At 72.6% G+C, this 17359-nt stretch carries 20 protein-coding genes; 8 read left to right on the top strand and 12 right to left on the bottom strand.

All coding sequences use genetic code 11. The features are described from left to right. Positions 1-124: 124 nt before the first annotated feature. Positions 125-982, top strand: coding sequence for a TIGR03619 family F420-dependent LLM class oxidoreductase (locus EFL26_RS16765; RefSeq protein WP_123224051.1), 858 nt, complete (start codon positions 125-127; stop codon positions 980-982). 13 nt (positions 983-995) lie between these two features. On the opposite strand, the gene EFL26_RS16760 is transcribed toward EFL26_RS16765, so the two are convergent. After that, positions 996-1178, bottom strand: a complete 183-nt coding sequence (locus EFL26_RS16760) for a hypothetical protein (RefSeq protein WP_123224050.1) — start codon at positions 1176-1178, stop codon at positions 996-998. A gap of 95 nt (positions 1179-1273) precedes the next feature. Here EFL26_RS16760 and EFL26_RS16755 point away from each other — a divergent pair, with 95 nt between their 5' ends. Together EFL26_RS16755 and ppsA are read left to right on the top strand one after the other, a co-directional pair. Beyond that, on the top strand, positions 1274-1585 hold the full coding sequence (locus tag EFL26_RS16755) for a hypothetical protein (RefSeq protein WP_123224049.1): 312 nt from the start codon (positions 1274-1276) through the stop codon (positions 1583-1585). A 116-nt stretch (positions 1586-1701) separates the two neighbouring features. After that, positions 1702-4068 carry a phosphoenolpyruvate synthase gene (gene ppsA, locus EFL26_RS16750; protein ID WP_123224048.1) on the top strand — a complete coding sequence of 789 codons (2367 nt, stop codon included), beginning with the start codon at positions 1702-1704 and terminating at the stop codon, positions 4066-4068. Here the strand turns inward: ppsA and EFL26_RS16745 are convergent. The 4 genes from EFL26_RS16745 to EFL26_RS16730 form a co-directional block, all read right to left on the bottom strand. Next, positions 4061-4507: a globin domain-containing protein gene (locus EFL26_RS16745; protein WP_123224047.1), complete on the bottom strand. Its 447-nt coding sequence runs from the start codon at positions 4505-4507 to the stop codon at positions 4061-4063. The two genes, ppsA and EFL26_RS16745, sit on opposite strands and share 8 nt — an antisense overlap. A 26-nt stretch (positions 4508-4533) precedes the next feature. Further along, a complete protein-coding gene (locus EFL26_RS16740) occupies positions 4534-5955 on the bottom strand; it encodes a glycosyltransferase (protein WP_123224046.1) in 1422 nt (473 codons plus the stop codon). Positions 5956-6019: 64 nt separating this feature from the next. Continuing rightward, positions 6020-6604, bottom strand: coding sequence for a GNAT family N-acetyltransferase (locus tag EFL26_RS16735; RefSeq protein WP_246000238.1), 585 nt, complete (start codon positions 6602-6604; stop codon positions 6020-6022). Beyond that, the gene (locus EFL26_RS16730) at positions 6601-6888 is read right to left on the bottom strand and encodes a DUF1905 domain-containing protein (RefSeq protein WP_123224045.1); all 288 of its coding nucleotides are present in this window, start codon (positions 6886-6888) and stop codon (positions 6601-6603) included. Before EFL26_RS16730 ends, EFL26_RS16735 begins: the two co-directional genes overlap by 4 nt. A gap of 93 nt (positions 6889-6981) precedes the next feature. Here EFL26_RS16730 and EFL26_RS16725 point away from each other — a divergent pair, with 93 nt between their 5' ends. Then, a complete protein-coding gene (locus EFL26_RS16725; RefSeq protein ID WP_123224044.1) occupies positions 6982-7317 on the top strand; it encodes a PRC-barrel domain containing protein in 336 nt (111 codons plus the stop codon). Positions 7318-7325: 8 nt separating this feature from the next. Further along, positions 7326-7757 carry a hypothetical protein gene (locus EFL26_RS16720; protein ID WP_123224043.1) on the top strand — a complete coding sequence of 144 codons (432 nt, stop codon included), beginning with the start codon at positions 7326-7328 and terminating at the stop codon, positions 7755-7757. Between the two features lie 16 nt (positions 7758-7773). On the opposite strand, the gene EFL26_RS16715 is transcribed toward EFL26_RS16720, so the two are convergent. After that, the gene (locus EFL26_RS16715; protein WP_148046751.1) at positions 7774-9237 is read right to left on the bottom strand and encodes a phospholipase D family protein; all 1464 of its coding nucleotides are present in this window, start codon (positions 9235-9237) and stop codon (positions 7774-7776) included. A gap of 65 nt (positions 9238-9302) precedes the next feature. Here EFL26_RS16715 and EFL26_RS16710 point away from each other — a divergent pair, with 65 nt between their 5' ends. Further along, positions 9303-10436 (top strand): hypothetical protein, encoded by a 1134-nt coding sequence (locus EFL26_RS16710; protein WP_148046750.1) that lies wholly within the window; start codon positions 9303-9305, stop codon positions 10434-10436. A 36-nt stretch (positions 10437-10472) separates the two neighbouring features. On the opposite strand, the gene EFL26_RS16705 is transcribed toward EFL26_RS16710, so the two are convergent. From EFL26_RS16705 to ychF, 3 genes are read right to left on the bottom strand one after another with little or no spacing between them, the layout of a single operon-like run. After that, on the bottom strand, positions 10473-10685 hold the full coding sequence (locus EFL26_RS16705) for a hypothetical protein (protein WP_123224041.1): 213 nt from the start codon (positions 10683-10685) through the stop codon (positions 10473-10475). Positions 10686-10745: 60 nt separating this feature from the next. Continuing rightward, positions 10746-11570, bottom strand: a complete 825-nt coding sequence (locus EFL26_RS16700; RefSeq protein ID WP_221177007.1) for an SDR family NAD(P)-dependent oxidoreductase — start codon at positions 11568-11570, stop codon at positions 10746-10748. A gap of 8 nt (positions 11571-11578) precedes the next feature. Further along, positions 11579-12655, bottom strand: a complete 1077-nt coding sequence (gene ychF, locus EFL26_RS16695) for a redox-regulated ATPase YchF (protein ID WP_123224039.1) — start codon at positions 12653-12655, stop codon at positions 11579-11581. A 148-nt stretch (positions 12656-12803) separates the two neighbouring features. Between ychF and EFL26_RS16690 the strand changes: the two genes are divergently transcribed. Then, positions 12804-13436 carry a hemerythrin domain-containing protein gene (locus tag EFL26_RS16690; protein ID WP_123224038.1) on the top strand — a complete coding sequence of 211 codons (633 nt, stop codon included), beginning with the start codon at positions 12804-12806 and terminating at the stop codon, positions 13434-13436. Positions 13437-13505: 69 nt separating this feature from the next. Here the strand turns inward: EFL26_RS16690 and EFL26_RS16685 are convergent, their stop codons facing one another. From EFL26_RS16685 to EFL26_RS16675, 3 genes are all read right to left on the bottom strand, one after another. Further along, complete coding sequence (locus EFL26_RS16685) at positions 13506-15338, bottom strand: sensor domain-containing diguanylate cyclase (RefSeq protein WP_123224037.1); 1833 nt, start codon at positions 15336-15338, stop codon at positions 13506-13508. Positions 15339-15424: 86 nt separating this feature from the next. Next, entirely contained in the window at positions 15425-15847 is a 423-nt protein-coding gene (locus EFL26_RS16680; protein ID WP_123224036.1) for a hypothetical protein, read from the bottom strand. Between the two features lie 25 nt (positions 15848-15872). Beyond that, the gene (locus EFL26_RS16675; protein ID WP_123224035.1) at positions 15873-16703 is read right to left on the bottom strand and encodes an oxygenase MpaB family protein; all 831 of its coding nucleotides are present in this window, start codon (positions 16701-16703) and stop codon (positions 15873-15875) included. Positions 16704-16750: 47 nt separating this feature from the next. Here EFL26_RS16675 and EFL26_RS16670 point away from each other — a divergent pair, with 47 nt between their 5' ends. Next, a complete protein-coding gene (locus EFL26_RS16670; RefSeq protein WP_183408233.1) occupies positions 16751-17356 on the top strand; it encodes a TetR/AcrR family transcriptional regulator in 606 nt (201 codons plus the stop codon). Positions 17357-17359: the final 3 nt, after the last annotated feature.

Below are 17359 nucleotides of genomic sequence, written 5' to 3'. Positions count from 1 at the left end.
ATTTGACGGACGAAATTTCGCGGGACCCTCTTTCCGCCCCGATCCGTCCTCGCCGATCGCAGCGAGCCGACGGTTCTGGTAGAGAGCACCCGACACTGTTCTCGGTCGCACCTCAGGAGGCTGCGTGGACTTCGCCATCGCCGGCGCGTTCCTGCCCACCGACGAGCTGGTTCCGATCGCGCGGGCCGCCGACGAGCTCGGGTACGCCGGCTTCGCGATCGCCGACCACGTGGTCGACCTCGAGACGATCGCCACGCCGTACCCGTACGAGGCCGACGGCAGCCGGCGCTGGGACCACGCGACCGAGTGGCCCGACCCGTGGGTCCTGGTCGGCGCCCTGTCCGCGGTCACGACCCGGCTCACCTTCTTCACCTCGATCTACGTCGCCGCCCTGCGGAGCCCCTACCAGGTGGCCAAGTCGGTGGGCACCGCCGCGGTGCTCTCCGGCGGCCGCGTGCGGCTCGGCGTCGGCGTCGGCTGGTGTCGCGAGGAGTTCGACCTGCTCGGCCAGGACTTCGCGACCCGCGGTCGGCGCACGGACGAGGCGCTGGAGCTGGTCGACCGGCTCTGGAGCGACGACTGGGTCGAGTCCGGCGGGCCGCTCTACCCGACCCCGCGGCTCACGATGCGGCCGCGGCCGGAGCAGCGCGTGCCGATCCTGGTGGGCGGCATGTCCGAGGTGGCGCTGCGCCGCGCAGCCAGGCACGACGGCTGGATCGGCGACGTGTGCTCGACCGAGGACGCGATCGGCTTCGCGAAGCGCCTGCGCGAGCTGCGCGCCGAGCTCGGCCGCGAGGGCGACCCGGCCGTCGTCGTCGCCCTGAACGACGCGCTCACCCGGGGCGACTTCGCCCGTGCCGAGGCAGGGGGGATCACCGACGTGATGACCATGCCGTGGCTGTACTACCACGGCTTCCAGGCGACGCTGGAGCAGAAGATCGACGGGATGCGCCGGTTCGCCGACGACGTGCTCGACCGCTGACCCGGACCGACGATCAAGCCTCGCGCTTGCCCGGGCAGTCGGGGTTCGGGCAGAACGCGACCTGGGCCATCTCACCGGGGTTGAGCTCCGCGCGCGGCTCGTTGGTCTCGTCGAAGTCGATCGTGGCGGTCTGCATCTCCGTGCCGCAGATCGGGCAGGTCTCCGGCACCTCGGCGGTCACGTCCTGGTCGCTCATGCCGAGCACGCTACCCCCGCGGGCAGCGGGGTCCTTGGACCCTTGAGGCCGCCCTTCGGTCGACCGATCATGAGGGTGGGACCAGGAGGTGGACCATGACGATCACCGGGCACATCCACCCCCCGCTGATCGATCACGCGCGCAATCCCGTCGGCGTGCTCAGCGCCGTCCTGGGCGGCATCGGGCTGGCCGCACTGGCGTGGGCGTGGCTGCTGACCACGAGCATCGACCCTCCTCAGTGGGTGCGGGCGCCGGGCCTGCTCCTGCTGCCGGTCGGCGTCCTGGGGTCGCTCTCCTCCGGCGTGGTGGGGCTGCTGAGCAGGCCCCGCTTCTGGGCCGCGGTCGGGCTCGCGCTCGGCCTGTCGACCCTCGTCGGACTGCTCGTCGTGCAGGTGCGGTACGGCTGAATCGGCCGGCTGAACCGACCGGCTCCCATCGCGCGCGTCCGGTGCAGGACGACCGGCTGCGCGGCCGGTGACCTTGTCCCCTGTGCCCTGGTCGACGGCGGGACGAGCCTGAAGACATGACCGACACCCAGGTACCTCTGCGCGCCCGCACCGATCTCGTCGCCTGGTTCAGCGACCTGTCCAAGGCCGATGTGCCCCGGGTCGGCGGCAAGGGCGCGAATCTCGGTGAGCTGACGCGGGCCGGGCTGCCGGTGCCGCCCGGGTTCGTGGTGTCCGCACAGGCCTACCTCGAGGCGATGGACCACGGCGGCGTACGGCGTGCGCTGCTCGACGAGGTCGCCGCGGCCGACACCGACGCACCTGCGGCGCTCGACGCCGCGGCTCGGCGGATCCGGTCGCTGGTGCACTCGGCCGGAGTGCCCGACGAGCTGCGCGCCGCCGTGGAGACGGCGTACGCCGCGCTCGGCGACGACCCGCACGTCGCGGTCCGCTCGTCCGCGACCGCCGAGGACACCGGGTCGACCTCCTTCGCCGGCATGAACGCGACCTACACCAACGTGCGCGGCGCCGAGGAGCTCCTCGCGCGGATCGTGGACTGCTGGGCGTCGCTGTGGAGCCCTCGGGTGATCGCCTACCGCGCCAGCCAGCGGCTGGCCGACGAGCCGGCGATCGCCGTCGTCGTGCAGCAGATGGTCGAGTCCGAGGCGTCCGGAGTGATGTTCACCGCCGACCCGGCCACCGGCGACCGCGAGACGCTGGTGATCGAGGCGGCGTACGGGCTGGGCGAGGTCGTCGTGGGCGGCCAGGTCGAGCCCGACTCCTACGTCGTCGCGAAGCGCGGCGGTCCCGACGACGGGCCTCGCGTCGTGCACGTGCGGATCGGCAGCAAGGCCGAGCAGATCCTGCGCGGCCCCGACGGTCGCGACCTCCGCGTCGCCGTGCCGGCCGAGGCGAGGGCCCGTCGGGTGCTCGACGACGCCCACCTGCTGGAGCTCGCCCGGATGGCACTCCGGATCGAGCAGCACTACGGCGTGCCGCAGGACGTGGAGTTCGCCCGCCGTGGCGAGGAGCTGTGGATCGTGCAGTCGCGCCCGATCACCACCCTCGACGAGACGGGCGTGACGGGCACCGCGCAGGGCGAGGAGCCCGCGGGCACCGTGCTGGTGAGCGGCCTCGCCGCCGCTCCCGGGCTGGTCAGCGGGCCCGTCCGGATCCTGCGCAGCACCGACGAGGGCGACCGCCTCCAGGACGGTGACGTGCTGGTGGCCACGATGACCAGCCCCGACTGGGTGCCGACGATGCGGCGCGCGGCCGCGCTGGTCACCGACGGCGGCGGGGTCACCTGCCACGCCGCCATCGTCGGACGCGAGCTGCACCTGCCGACCGTGGTCGCCACCCGCACCGCGACCACCGTGCTCCGCGACGGCGAGATCGTCACCGTCGACGGGGCCAAGGGCGTGGTGCTGGCCGGAGCTGTCGCCACTCCTCCGGCCGGCACCCACGACGTCGCCACGAACGCTCCGGCGGCAGCGGCGGCTGCCCCACCGGCGGCGGTCGTGGCGGCCGAATCGACCGGGACGCTGCTCTACGTGAACCTGGCGATCGCCGACCACGCCGAGGAGGTGGCCGCACAGCCGGTCGACGGCGTCGGCCTGCTCCGGGCGGAGTTCATGATCACCGACGCACTCAAGGGCGAGCACCCCAAGCACCTGCTGGCGCAGGGACGGCGCGAGGAGTTCGTCGACCGGATGGCCGCCTCGGTGCTGCGGATCACGCAGGCATTCGCGCCGCGGCCGGTGATCTACCGGGCCGTGGACTTCCGCACCAACGAGTTCCGGGGCCTCACCGGCGGCGAGGAGTTCGAGCCGCACGAGGAGAACCCGATGATCGGCTACCGCGGGTGCTACCGCTACATCCGCGACCCCGAGATCTTCGCGCTCGACCTCGACGTGCTCGCCCGGGTGCGCGAGCAGACCCCGAACCTGCACCTGATGATCCCGTTCGTCCGCACCCGCTGGGAGCTCGAGGCCTGCCTCGAGGCCGTCGACCACCACCCGCTCGGCAGCCATCGCGGTCTGCACCGCTGGGTGATGGCCGAGGTGCCGTCGGTCGTCTACCGGATTCCCGAGTACGCCGCACTCGGCATCGACGGCGTCTCGATCGGCTCGAACGACCTCACCCAGCTCATGCTCGGCGTCGACCGCGACTCCGAGATCTGCGCGGAGCTGTTCGACGAGTCCGACGAGGCCGTGCTCGACGCGATCGGCCGGATCATCCGGGGCGCGCGTGACGCCGGGATGACCTCGTCGCTGTGCGGCCAGGCGCCCTCGAACCGGCCGGAGTTCGCCGAGTTCCTCGTGCGTCAGGGGATCACGTCGGTGTCGGTCAACCCGGACGCCGCCGACCAGGCGCGCCGGGTGATCGCCCGCGCGGAGCGCCGGATGCTGCTCGAGCACACCCGGGCGCTGCACGGGCTCAGGTGACGGGTCCGTCCCAGGACCAGCGTGGGAAGGGGAGTCCGGCCGGCACATCCGCAGCCGATCCCGGGAAGCGCGCCATCTCGGCGACGGCGTCGCGGAACCAGGCGACGAGTGCCGGCCGGACTCGTTCCGTGACGTCCGCGTCGTCCAGGGCCTGCACGAACAGCTCGACCGCCCGCTCGTCGAGGTCAGCGTGCTCCCCGTTGCCCGCGTGCATCCGGAGCACCGTCGAGTGGTCCGCGATCAGAGACGAGTAGTCGGGTGGCCCGCCGAGCGCCTCGCCCCAGTACGCCGCCAGCCGCTCGACGTGGTCGGGATGGAGGTCGGTGTGGATGAACGGGTGACTGGCAAGGGGATCGTCGAGGCAGCGGCGGTGCCAGGCACCGGCCAGCGCCACCAGGACGTCCCGGCCCCCGGCCGCGTCGTACAGGCTCTCGTCCACGGGCCCATGCTCCAGCAGCGGCGGGCTCAGCGGTAGAGCTGCTCGAACAGGTCGACGTACTGCATCAGGTGGCGATCGCCGAGGTAGTGGTTGCGCACCCGCTCGCGGGCGTTCTCGCCGAGCTTGGCCGCCAGCGCCACGTCGCCCAGGAGCCGGTCGAGTGCAGCACCGAAGGAGTCGAGGTCGGTCGGGTCGTCGAGGAGCAGGCCGCTCTCACCGTCGATGATCTGGTCCTGGATGCCGCCGACCCGCGAGGCGATCACCGGCTTGCCCTTCCACATCGGCTCGGTGACGGTGAGCCCGAAGCCCTCGATCAGGCTCTTCTGCACCACCACGGTGGCGTAGCGCTGCAGCGCATTGACCAGGTAGGCGTTCTCGTCGCCGTCGTCCATCGGCAGGCTGCACAGGTGGATCCGACGACGTGACTCCTCGGGCAGCTGCAGCCGGAGCTCCTTGCACTCCTCGAAGACCTCCGCGCCCTCCGGGTCGTCGGTCACGCCGGCGGTCTCCGGCCCGACCAGCATCAGCTGGACGTCGTCGGGCAGGTGCGGCAGGTGGTCGGCGAAGCCGGCGAGCACCCCCGCCATGTCCTTGAGCCGGTCCCACCGGCTCACCTGCAGCACGACCCTGGCATGGCCCGGCACCGGGTGGCCGCCCTCGATCAGCCCGGCGTGCGGGCGCACCAGCCCGGTGGACCCGTCGCGGCGGGTGAACAGGAAGCGGCCGTGCCGCTCGGTGGTCACGGTCAGACCGGCGTGGCGGAGCACCGCCTCGACGTCGCCGGGCGGGATGTCACCGTTCTTCGCGGTGAAGGGGTCGAGCGACGGCGGGATCACCCAGACCTTGTTCTGGTCGACCCAGGCCGGCACGTAGGCCCCGCGCGAGAAGATCACCGCCTCCGCCTGCTCGACGTACGGGCGCAGGAACGCCCAGCCGACGTCGGTGAGGTCCGTCGGGGTGTCGCGGCCGATGTGCGAGCGCCAGACGACGTGCGCACCGGCGGCCTGCACGCCCGGGACCAGGCCGGCGGTCTGGGGGTCGTGGAGCAGCACCACGTCGTCGGGGCGTACGAACCGCAGCAGCTGCTTGAGGTTCTTCGCCAGCACGCCCTCGTACGTCGCCCGCTCCTCCTCACCCAGCGGACCGCCGTCGCCCGGCGAGCCGTGCAGCACGTTGTGGATCCGCTTGGTCAGGCCGAAGAAGGTCGGCGTGCCGTCGAGCACCAGCCACCGGGCGTCGACGCCTGCGCCCCGGCTGTAGGCGAGCAGCGCCTGGAGCATCTCGGCCACTCCCCCGCCGGTCGCGGTCGCGTTGACGCTCCAGACCGTCCGGCCCTCGAGCAGGTCGCGCGCCCGGGCGGCGTACTCGGACAGTCGCTCGATCCGCTCCGGCTCCAGCAGGGCCGCGAGCCGGTCGAGCGGGACGGCATCGATCTCCACCTCACGCATGCTCCGAGACTGCCAGCCCGACGCCGGTGCCGGAAGGGACGAGCGACCCGGAGGCCTGGGACCCTCAGCGCAGGTCGCGCCGCATGACGACCCGCGGGAACCCGCCCGCGACCGAGGTCGTGTCGGCTGCCTTGACGAAGCCCGCGGCCTCGAAGAGCCCGCGCGTGCCGACGAAGGCCATGGTCAGGTCGACCTTCTCGCCCCGGTTGTCGACCGGGTAGCCCTCGACCGCGGGCGCGCCCTGCTCGCGTGCGTAGTCGACCACCCCGGCCAGCAGTGAGTGCGCCACGCCACGGCCGCGGTGCCCCGGCCGCACGCGGACGCACCAGGCCGACCACACCGGCAGGTCGTCCACGTGCGGGATCTTGCGCGAGCGGGCGAACGGGAGCTCCGACCGCGGCGCCACGGCCGCCCAGCCCACGACCTCGTCACCGTCGTAGGCCAGGACTCCGGGCGCGACGGGGCGAGCACAGAGCTCGCGGACGTAGTCCCCGCGGGCCGGCCCCGAGAGTGACCGGTTCGTGCGCGCGTCGAGCCGGTGGCTGAGGCACCAGCACACGGTGGACGTCGGGTTCTTCGGGCCGATCATCGTGGTCACGTCGTCGAAGCGGTCCAGCGTGGCCGCGCGCACGACGAGCTCGTCGCTCACAGGTCCACCTCCAGGCGCACCGTCACCTCGTCACCCACGGCGAGGCCCTCCGCCTGCCGGACCGCGTCACGCAGCGGCACGACGTAGGCACCGTCCTTGGGGAACAGCGACGTGGTCCAGTGCGTGTCGCCGATCACCGCGGAGACCGGGATCATCCCCCAGCCGTAGCTGACCGCCGGCGCCACCTCCTCGAGCACGCCGCACTCCTCGGCCGGCACCGTGACGAAGTGGTACGGCGACGGGCCGCGCCAGTGCCAGACGTCGCCGCTGAACTCGAGGTCCATGACGGGAGCATAGGAGCCGGGGCCGACAGCCCCAGCGAATGCCGCCCGCTCGCGCCGGGTACCGCTCCTCAGGGGGAGACACGGAGGCGGACCATGAGCGAGACCTGGAATTACCGCGACACCACCTGGTCGGAGGGCGACGTCGTCGGCTACGACGTGCACGCGGTCGACGGCTCGATCGGCACGGTGGCCGAGGCGACCAGCGAGACCGACCGGGCCCACATCGTCGTGGACACCGGCTTCTGGATCTTCGGCAAGAAGCGGCTGATCCCCGCGGGTGCGGTGATCAAGGTCGACCACGACGCGCGGACGGTGATGGTGAGCCTGTCCAAGGACCAGGTCAAGGCGGCCCCGGACTTCGACCAGGACCTCGACGACACGGCGCGCGAGCAGCACTCCGAGCACTACGGCCCGTTCGCCCCGGACTGAGGCCCGCGATGCGCAGCGAGACGGTCGCCGGGTCGATCGCGACGGTGGTCGGCGCGCTCGGCGCCCTCGTCCTGGGCGTGGTGACCGGACGGGTCGCGTCGTCGTACCTGGACGACCAGCCGTGGGTGGGGATGCTCTACCTCGTCGGGGCGATCCTCCTGGTGATCGTCGGGCTCGACCTGTGGAGCCCGGCGCGCCGGCGGGGGATGTGGTCGCTGGGCGCGCTCGCCTGCCTCGGCGTCACCGCGGTCTTCCTCGTGAGCACGGCGGCGGGCCTGCCCGACGGGTCCGAGAGCCAGCCGTGGTGGGACGCCTGGGTCGGTGTCGGGCTGCTCGCCCTGGCGGTGTACGTCGTCGCGATGACGGCGTGGCTGGCCTCGGCGCGTGCAGCCGCGAGTGGAGCGCGCTGGCACGGACAGGTCGCCGGCCTCCACCGCTGAGCGAGAGCGCTCCCCCTCAGAACCTGTCGGTCCCGCGGATCCGGCGCGGGCGACCGTCGGGGTCGAAGAGCAGCCGGTACGCCGGCCCGGCCCACGCCCGCACCGCCCGTCGCGGCGCCGTCAACACGTGCGCGCGGATCCGGCTGCCCGGGGCGCCCACCCGCTGCTCCCAGAGGCTCGTCGCCTGGTCGAGATCGCGGAGCCGGGGGTCGTCCTGCGGGAGCCCGAGGTGCTCGGCCCACAGGCTGGTGCGCAGGGCGACGGGCAGCTCGCCCTCCGGGTCGACCACCGCGCAGGTGACCTCCGAGTCATGGGTCCACGACCGCACGTTGAGGTTGTCCGAGCCGCAGGTCATCCAGGTGTCGTCGACGATGCAGATCTTCGCGTGCACGTAGATCGGCGTGCCGGCGGTGTTCTCGATGTCGTACATCGCGAACCGCCCGGCACCGGCCTCGTGGAGCACGTCGCGCGCCTCGTGCTGGGCCAACCGCATCGGCGTGCCGCTGACCGCGCTGTCCTCCTCGGGGAACCGGGGCACCACCGCGATCACCTGCAGGCCGGGCTCGCGCCGGAGCGCATCGGCCAGGGCCCCGGCCACGAGGCCGGACCAGAAGTACTGGTCCTCGACGTAGACCAGGCGCTTGGCGCGCGCGAAGGCCCGCTCGTAGGCCCGGGCGATCGAGCGCTCGCCCTCGGGCGCGAACGGGAACGCCGGCCGCTTGGCGGGATAGGTCCGGAGCACCTGCACGAGGTGCGGCCCGGCGTCCGGGGGTGGGTCCCAGCGCTCCGGCAGGGGCTCCGGGTGCCGGGGCATCCGCGCGGCCCGCTGCATGAGGGCCCGGTAGGGATTGCGGTGGTCAAGCGGCGTCGGGTCGTCCCAGCGCTCGGAGAACACGTCGAGCACGTGGCTCACCGCGGGTCCGCGGATCTCCAGCGAGGCGTCGTGCCACGGCGGCCGGGGGCCGTACCGCTCGTCCAGCGGCGCAGGCTGGGGATCACCCCGGTGCTCCGCGTCGTCGCGCCGGCCGTGGCACAGGTCGATCCCGCCGACGAAGGCGACGTCCTCGTCGGGCCGGCCCCGGTGGCGGACGACGAGCAGCTTCTGGTGGTGGGAGCCGCCGCGGCGTACCCGCTCGTCGAACAGCGCCTCGCCGCCGGCCTCGTTGACCACCTCCCCGAGGTGGCGGTTCTCCTGGGCGTTGAACCGGGCCTTGTCGCTGTGCGAGCGCCACAGCAGGCCGCGCACGTCGACCCCGCGGTGCGCCGCGTCGCGCAGCAGCTCGCCGATCGTCGGGCCGCCGTCGGCGAGGCGCTCGTCCGCGTCGCCACGCCAGTCCGTGAACACGATCCGGTCGCCGGCACGCGTGCCGCCCACGACCTCCACCAGGCGAGCGAAGTAGCTCGCGCCGTGGACGAGCGGACGCACCAGGTTGCCCGACGTCCACGGTCGCTCGTCCTCGGGGAGGAACCAGTCGCTCACCTTCCAAGGCTGGCACGGTGGTCAATGGCCCGCCGTCGCACCGGCTGCTCCCCTACTGTCGGAGCGTGGTGGCGCGACGGCTCATCGGAGGCTCCGGGCCGACCGTCGGTGCTCTCGTGGTGGTCGCGGCGTGGACGGCGTGGTGGGCGAGCCGTGCGTGGTCGGTGTCGGGCCTGTCCTGGCACTTCTTCGCCGACGGTGGTCGATGGCTGACCGGTCCGCACGCCCTGCACGTGTACGCCGACCATCCGGAGCTGCAGACCGGGCCGCTGTCGCTCCTGGTCGCGGCGTGCCTGCGGGTGCTGCCGTCCGGGGCCGCGGAGAAGACCGCGCTGGTCGCGATGACCGCGGCCGGCCCCCTGCTGCTGGCGGCACTCGTGCCCCTCCTGCCGACAGCCCGCCGCACCGTCCGCGTCCTCCTTGCCGGCCTCGTGCTCGCGCCCGCCTGGACCGTGCTCTCGGTGCGCTGGGGCCACCTCGACGACGTGCTCGCCCTCATCGCGGTCGTCGCAGCGGTCCACGCCCTGTGCGCCGGTCGCCCCGTCCTCGCCGGGCTCGCCGTCGCCGCCGCGATCGCCTGCAAGCCGTGGGCACTCGGGACCGTCGGCCTGCTGCTCTCCCTCCCCGCCTCGGCCTGGGCAGGGTCCGTGGCCACGGCGGTGCTCGGCACCAGTGCCGCCTGGCTGCCGTTCGTGCTGGCCGACTCCGCGACCCTGACGGCGCTGCGCCCGAACGTGGCGCTGGTGCCGTCGTCCGGGCTGCACGCGCTCGGCGTGCGGGGCACGGTGGTCCCGGGCTGGGGCCGCACCGCCCAGCTGCTCGGGTCCACGGTGACCGCGGCCGTCGCGGGACTCACCGGCCGCTGGCCCGGCGTCCTGCTCGTGACCGTGGCCGTGCGCCTCGCGCTCGACCCGCAGGACAACGCCTACTACGTCGGGAGCGCCGCCCTCGCCGCGGTGCTCTTCGACCTCCTCGGCACGACCTGGACGGTCCCGTGGACGACCCTCGTCACCGTGGTCGTGCTGTGGCAGCCGTTCGTGACCGACTACGCGCACCGGATGACGACCACGCACGGCCTGACGCACTGGTGGTTCGCCCACCCGGGCGCCGTCGGCGCCACGCACGTCGGCTGGTCGGTCGCGGCGGTCACGCTGGTGCTGCTGGTGCCGGGGGTCGGCCGGGCGCGCGAGTCCGTGTAGGACGACCCGCCGCGGGCTCGGCCGCGCCCAGGTGCGTCAGCCTTCCTCGGCCCGCTTCCGACGGAGCCGGGCGATGACGTCGTCCACCTCGCTCTGGGCGCTGTCGGCCTCGGGCTCGCTCGGGCGCTCCTGCAACGCCTCCTCGGGCGGCCGGTGCCGCGGCGGCTCGGCGAACTCCGCGAAGTCGTCCTGGGCCACGGGCGGCGTCGCGTCCTCGCCCTCGGCCGACCGGTGCGTGTCCCCGCTCACGTCGCCGATCCTACGACGCCGGCAGCCCCGCGGCGCGGACGTCGACGTCCGCGGTCGACCTCAGCCGCGCGGCTCCATCGTCTTCACCGTCGCCTGGGTCATCAGCCGGGCCATCCGGTTGCGGCCCATCGGGAAGAAGCCGCGCGAGCCCAGCCGCAGCTTGCGATCGGCCATCCGGATCGGCCCGCGACCCAGGTGGGCGAGCCCGTCGGCGACGACGTCCTCGACCCGGGCGGCGCCGGGTGGCCGCTCGTCGGGCGAGCCGGCGAGGCCGAGCTGGTGGCGCATGCGCCGCAGGGCCGGGGTGTCGGTCTCACCGAGGACGAGACCCAGCACGTCGACGCCGTGCGGCTCGAGCTCGGCCCACAGGCCCTCGGCGAAGACCATGTCGAACGCCTTGGTCGCGGCGTACGTCGCCAGCTTCGGTGCACCCGCGAACCCGCTGCCCGAGCCGAAGATCACGATGCCGCCGCGGCCACGCGCGACCATCGGCGCACCGAAGGAGTGGCACAGCTCGACGAGGACCGTGCAGTTGCGCCGGATCAGGGCCTGTGCGGTGCCGACCGGCTTGTCCAGGAGAGCTGCGTAGTCGGCGTCGGCGCCCGCGCAGTACACCAGCAGGCCGATCTCCAGGTCGGCGAGCGCGGACGTCACCGACGCGGTCGCGTCGGGCCCGGCGAGGTCGACCGCCAGCGTGCGCGTCTCGACGCCGGACGTCGCGCGGATCCGTGCTGCGACCTCGTCCAGCGCCTGCTGGCGTCGCGCGAGCAGCACCACGTTGAGCCCGCGCGCGGCGAGCGCCTCCGCGAACGCCGCACCCACGCCCTCGCTGGCACCGGCGACGAGCGCCCAGGGACCGTACTTCTCGACGAACTCCACGCTCACCCTCGAACTCAGACGTTGAAGCGGAACTCGACGACGTCGCCGTCGGCCATCACGTAGTCCTTGCCCTCCATGCGCACCTTGCCGGCCGCCTTGGCGGCCGCCATCGAGCCGGCCTCGACGAGGTCGTCGAAGGAGACCACCTCGGCCTTGATGAAGCCCTTCTGGAAGTCGGTGTGGATCACACCGGCAGCCTCCGGGGCCGTGGCGCCCTTGCGGATCGTCCAGGCCCGGGCCTCCTTGGGCCCGGCAGTCAGGTAGGTCTGCAGGCCGAGGGTGTCGAAGCCGACGCGCGCGAGCACGTCGAGACCGGGCTCGTCGACTCCCATCTCGTGCAGCATCTCGCGGGCCTCGTCGTCGTCGCCCAGCTCGACCAGCTCGGCCTCGAACTTGGCGTCGAGGAAGATCGCCTCGTGCGGCGCGACCAGCTCGCTCATCCGCTTCTTGAGGTCGTCGTCGCCGAGCTCGTCGGCGTCGCAGTTGAAGACGTAGATGTAGGGCTTCGCGGTCAGCAGCATCAGCTCGCGGATCAGGTCGCGGTCGATCTTCGTGGCGATGACCGGCGTGCCGGACTCGAGCGCGGCGAGGGCCTCGCGCGCGGCCTCGAGGTTGTGCACGAGGTCCTTGTTGCCCCGGGCCTCCTTCTCCAGCCGGGGGATCGCCTTCTCGACCGTCTGCAGGTCGGCGAGGATCAGCTCGGTCTGGATGATGGAGATGTCCGACGCGGGGTCGACCTTGCCCTCCACGTGGGTCACGTCCTCGTCGCGGAAGACGCGCGTCACCTGGCAGATCGCCGCGGACTCGCGGATGTGGCTGAGGAACTTGTTGCCCAGGCCCTCCCCCTTCGACGCACCCGCCACGATGCCGGCGATGTCCACGAACTCCACCGTCGCCGGCAGCTCGCGGGCCGAGCCGAAGATCTCCGCGAGGACGTGCAGGCGCGGGTCCGGTACGCCGACCACGCCGACGTTCGGCTCGATGGTGGCGAAGGGGTAGTTCGCCGCGAGGACGTTGTTCTTGGTGAGGGCGTTGAAGAGCGTGGACTTGCCCGCGTTGGGAAGTCCGACGATGCCGATCGTGAGGGCCACCCGCGGAGCCTAGCGAGCGCCCGACGAGCTTGCTCGTCGAGGCCGAGTCGGCGACGTCGGGTCGACGAGCGGAGCGAGGAGCACGGAGGGGCACTCTACGGGCGCAAATGCACTCGGCATGAACGAGTGGCAGCGGTAGCGTCGCGGCATGGCTGCGATGAGCATGAACAAGGTGATCCACGGTGCGGTCCGCCGCGACCTCCAACGCTTCCTGGACGCGCTGGCCGCCTTCCGCGACGGCGACCACGCCCGGGCCGCCCAGCTGGGCACGGCCTGGGACAACTTCGACGCCCAGCTGACCGAGCACCACGAGGGCGAGCACGAAATCGCGTGGCCGGCGATGGCGTCGATCGGGGTCAGCCAGGACCTGCTCGCGACGTTCGACGAGGAGCACGACCGGATGGCGCAGGCACTGGCCGCCACGCGGTCCGCCATGGCGACCTTCAGGGGCACCGCCACCGCGGCCGACGCCGCTGCGGCTCGCGCGGCGATGACCGAGCTCCGGACCGTGGCCGTCGCCCATCTCGACCACGAGGAGCAGGAGACCGAGGCGGTCTACCTCGCCCACGCCGACGGCCCGGAGATGAAGGCGATGGGCAAGCAGTTCGCGAAGGTGTCGCCGGCCAAGGGCGGCCGGTTCTTCGCGTGGGTGAGCGACGGCGCGAGCCCCGAGGAGATGGCGGCGCTCACCGCGTCGGTGCCGAAGCCGGTGCTGGCGATCATCGGCGGACTCTTCGGTCGTGGCTACCGCCGCGACGTGGCCTCGGTCTGGCGGTCCTGACCGCGCACGTCGGCACTCGCGTGACGACCGAGTCCGCACGAACGACTCACGAGCCTGTGCCCTCGTCGCTCACGCCTCGGCGTGCCGGATCGTGACGCGGTTGCGGCCCTCGGCCTTCGACCAGTAGAGCGCCGCGTCGGCCGCACCGACCACCTCGGCCGGCACCGGCGGCAGGGGCGGCACCAGCCCGATCCCGAAGGACGCGGTGACCGGCCCGACGGATCCCCGGGAGGCGAAGTGCTCCTCGACCCGCGAGCGCAGCCGCTCCGCGAGCCCGTGGACGTCGTCCGGCCCGGTCTCGCGGACGAGCACCGCGAACTCCTCACCGCCGTACCGGTAGACGGTGTCGGTCGTGCGGACCTCTCGGGAGACGACCTCGGCGAGCTGCTGGAGCACCTCGTCGCCGCGCGTGTGGCCGTAGGTGTCGTTGAGCCGCTTGAAGTGGTCGAGGTCGAACATGATCAGGGCGAAGGGCCGGCCGTAGCGGGCGGCACGCTCGCACTCGAGCGCGAGGTCGTGGTCGAGCAGCCTGCGGTTCGCCAGGCCGGTCAGGCCGTCGGTGTGCGCGAGCTCCGCGGTGTAGGTGTGCAGGCTGGCTGCCTCGATCGCCGCGGCGGCGTGGCTGGCGAGGGTCTCGAGGACGTCCAGGCTGCCGGGCGAGAGCAGCCTGGGAGTGGTGCTGGAGACCTCGATCGCGCCCGCGATGCGTGCACCGACGATCAGCGGCACCGCCAGCATGCGCAGCGTGTGCCCGAGGTTGATCTCGACGGTCGGCTCGCCGAGCTCGTGGGTGGTCGCGGTGCGGCCGTAGCGGACTGCCTGCCCGACCACGCCGACACCCAGCTCCGCCTTCAGGTTCTCCTCCGGTACGCCGTGCCCGGTCGTGGAGTCGTAGACCCCCGAGAGGGTGCGGCCGCTCTCGTCGTCGGTGAGCCAGATGATCACCCGCGGGAAGCCGCTGACCGTCGAGGCCGCCGAGGCAACCGCCTCGAGCACGTAGCCGAGGTTCAGGCTGCCCGAGATCTCGCGGGACATGGCGAGGATCGTGCGCAGCTGGTCTGCCTGGGCCTCGATCCGCTCCTGGGCGGCGAGCTCCTGGTAGAGCGACTCCGAGAGCGCGTCCCGCATCCGGTTGATGCCCTCGCCGATCCGCTGGAACTCTGCCGGGCCGGAGGGCTCGACCTGGACGCCGAGGTCCATGCGCGCGATCGCGTCGGTGGCCGAGATGATGCCGAGGACCGGCGCGACCACGGCGTCCTTCAGCCGGCGACGCTGCCGGTTCGCCATCACGATGATGAACGCCGCGAGCACCACCGTCGTGACCAGCCCCGAGGCGAGCAGCCGGTCCTGCTGGAAGTACAGGTCGTCACGACGAGCCTGCAGCCGATCGTTGAGCACGGACTCTGCCCGGCGATAGGCCTGGAACAGGTCGTCCCCGCGCGCGTAGAACACCTCGGCCGCCTGGATGTCGCTCGGCACGTTCCCGGCGAGGACCGTGCGCACCCACTCCGACTCCCAGGCCTGCGCCGCGACCCGCATCTTCAGCAGCAGGGGCGCCAGCGTGCGATCGGCCCCGAGGTAGCCGTCGAGCCTCGCGTTCTGCGCCTCGACCGCGGTCATGCCCTGCTGGTAGGTGTCGAGCAGCCGCTGGTCGCGCACCAGCAGGTAGCCCCGCAGCCCGGACGCCTCGTCGAGCATCGCCGCGTGCGCGAGCGCCAGGGCGCTGGCGGCCGACCGGTACCTGCTCTGCTCCGGCCTGATCGCGGCCACCAGATAGACGAAGATGGTCGTGAGCGCGACCGCCGCCACGGCGATCATCACGATGACGTCGCGGAAGACCCGGTCCACGCCCTCGGCGATGCTCAGCACGCCCGAGCCGCGGTCCGACTTCCGAAACGGCATGCGGACAGTGTTTCCGAAACCAGGGTCGGGTCGGGGCGAAACGTCCGAAGAATCCCACCCCTCGGAGCGAAGGAGTGGCGACGGACTCAGTCGCCGGCGCGGTCTCCCGAGAGCAGCTCGCCGCGGTGCCGCCACGACCAGCGCAGCAACGTCACGGAGAAGACCAGCGTCAGCGCGACGATCACGGCCTCGAACGCCCCGCCTCCCCCCTTGGTGAAGATGCCGTGCTCCACGTCGTACAGGAAGTCCATGCCGAACAGGTAGAGACCGGCACTGCCCGCGCAGACCAGCCACAGCAACGCGCTCGGACGACGGGCCCGCAGGGTCACCAGGGCGAGCACGCACGCGACCCCGAGCCACAGGTCGGCCAGCGGGAAGGCGTTCTCGAAGTCGTAGTACGCCTTCCTGTGCTCGCTCGCGATCCAGTCACGGTTGCTGAACCAGATCGTCCAGTACGCCGCGTCGAGCAGGATCGCGACGACCAGCATGATCTCGATCAGCCGCCTCATGGCGACGATGAAACCACCCCGGCGGTCAGATGACGCGGCGACCGGTCCGCATCCGCCAGCGGACCTCCGCCATGGCGACGCGGGCGGGTAGCGCGCGGATCCGTCTCGGGACCCGCGGGTAGACCACCCGCACGACACGCCAGAAGCGGTCGTAGCGGCGCTGGTCGCGCGCACTCCACGGCAGGGCGAGCACCTCGCGGGCGGCCGGGCTGAGGTTGCCCCGGGTGACCAGACTGATCAACGGCGTGATCGGCTTGACGAACCACTTCGCATCCTTGGTCGAGAGCAGCGCGCGGGCATACCGCTGGATCTGCGGGTCGGAGCGGAACTCGCCCTGCATGCGCTCCCAGTACGCCTCGAACTCCGCGCGCGTCGGCGGCCACATCTCCGGCTTCACCTGGAGCGCGGTGCCGTAGACCCAGCCCTCCCGGTAGAGGTGCTCGAGCGTCGCCGCGTCCAGCGGACCGGCGATCTTCTCCCACATCTCGCGGGCCACCTCGGCCAGCGTCGCGGCGACCCAGAGCTGGAGGTCGGGGTCGAACGCGCTGTAGCCCTCGCCGCGCACGGGCCCGTGCGCCCGGTTGACCATGCGCGCGACCGTCGCGCGCTCCTCGTCGGTGCCCAGGCCCATCACGTAGACGTAGGTCAGCGTGGTGCGCAGCCGGTCGACGGGCCTCTGCATCGTGGTCGAGTGCTCGGCCACGCCCTTGCCGACGCCCCAGACCGCGAGCTGGTACATCACCGCCGACCCGGAGCCGAGCATCAGCCCGACCTCGTGCAGCAGGTCGGCCAGCGTCACGGCGGGTCGCCACGCCGGGTCCTGCTCGGGCGCCGGTACGGCGGGACTCGCGGTCATGTGCAACAATGAAACACGATTTGTTGCATTGTCGCAAGGAGGGACGCGTGGCCACCGACGTCGCGATCCTCGAGGCCGCCCTCGAGCAGTTCGCCCTGACGGGCATCCGGCGCACCAGCACCGACGACGTCGCCCGGCGGGCCGGGGTCAACCGCGCGACCCTCTACCGCCGGTTCGGCAGTCGCGAGCAGCTGCTCGCCGCGGCGTACCTGCACGAGGCGGGACGCGTGCTCGAGGAGCTGACCCGGCGTGTGCCCGACGTACCGGAGGACGCGGACTCCGGAGCGGACTTCGACCCGGCCGCGAACGTCGTGACGATGTTCACCGAGGCGGTCGCCCTGATGCGCAGCCACCCGCTGCTCGAGCGGATGCGGCAGATCGACGGCGACCTCATCGCCCAGGGCATGACCGTCGGCGCCGGCGACGTGCTGGGCTTCGCCGCCGACACCCTGGCGCACCGGATCCGCGAGCTCCACCGGTGGCGGGGCACCGAGCCCCCGGCCGACCCGCGCGACCTCGGGCACACCGTGGCCCGCCTGATCCACTCGCTGGTGCTGACCCCGGACGGCGGCCCGGACCTGGACACCCCGGCGGCCGCGCGCCGGTACGCCGCCGCGGTCGTCGTCCCCCTGGTGCTCGGGCACGTGTCCTAGTCT

The sequence above is a fragment of the Nocardioides pocheonensis genome, assembly GCF_003725535.1.
Classification (GTDB): Bacteria; Actinomycetota; Actinomycetes; order Propionibacteriales; family Nocardioidaceae; genus Marmoricola; species Marmoricola pocheonensis.
Note: the sequence above shows the minus strand (reverse complement) of the source record. Positions and strands in the feature narration are given on the sequence as shown.

Coding starts and splice junctions, on each gene's coding strand:
- EFL26_RS16760 (WP_123224050.1), bottom strand. CDS start 1,178: ATGAGCGACCAGGACGTGACCGCCGAGGTGCCGGAGACCTGCCCGATC.
- EFL26_RS16755 (WP_123224049.1), top strand. CDS start 1,274: ATGACGATCACCGGGCACATCCACCCCCCGCTGATCGATCACGCGCGC.
- ppsA (WP_123224048.1), top strand. CDS start 1,702: ATGACCGACACCCAGGTACCTCTGCGCGCCCGCACCGATCTCGTCGCC.
- EFL26_RS16740 (WP_123224046.1), bottom strand. CDS start 5,955: ATGCGTGAGGTGGAGATCGATGCCGTCCCGCTCGACCGGCTCGCGGCC.
- EFL26_RS16730 (WP_123224045.1), bottom strand. CDS start 6,888: ATGGACCTCGAGTTCAGCGGCGACGTCTGGCACTGGCGCGGCCCGTCG.
- EFL26_RS16725 (WP_123224044.1), top strand. CDS start 6,982: ATGAGCGAGACCTGGAATTACCGCGACACCACCTGGTCGGAGGGCGAC.
- EFL26_RS16720 (WP_123224043.1), top strand. CDS start 7,326: ATGCGCAGCGAGACGGTCGCCGGGTCGATCGCGACGGTGGTCGGCGCG.
- EFL26_RS16690 (WP_123224038.1), top strand. CDS start 12,804: ATGGCTGCGATGAGCATGAACAAGGTGATCCACGGTGCGGTCCGCCGC.
- EFL26_RS16685 (WP_123224037.1), bottom strand. CDS start 15,338: ATGCCGTTTCGGAAGTCGGACCGCGGCTCGGGCGTGCTGAGCATCGCC.
- EFL26_RS16680 (WP_123224036.1), bottom strand. CDS start 15,847: ATGAGGCGGCTGATCGAGATCATGCTGGTCGTCGCGATCCTGCTCGAC.
- EFL26_RS16675 (WP_123224035.1), bottom strand. CDS start 16,703: ATGACCGCGAGTCCCGCCGTACCGGCGCCCGAGCAGGACCCGGCGTGG.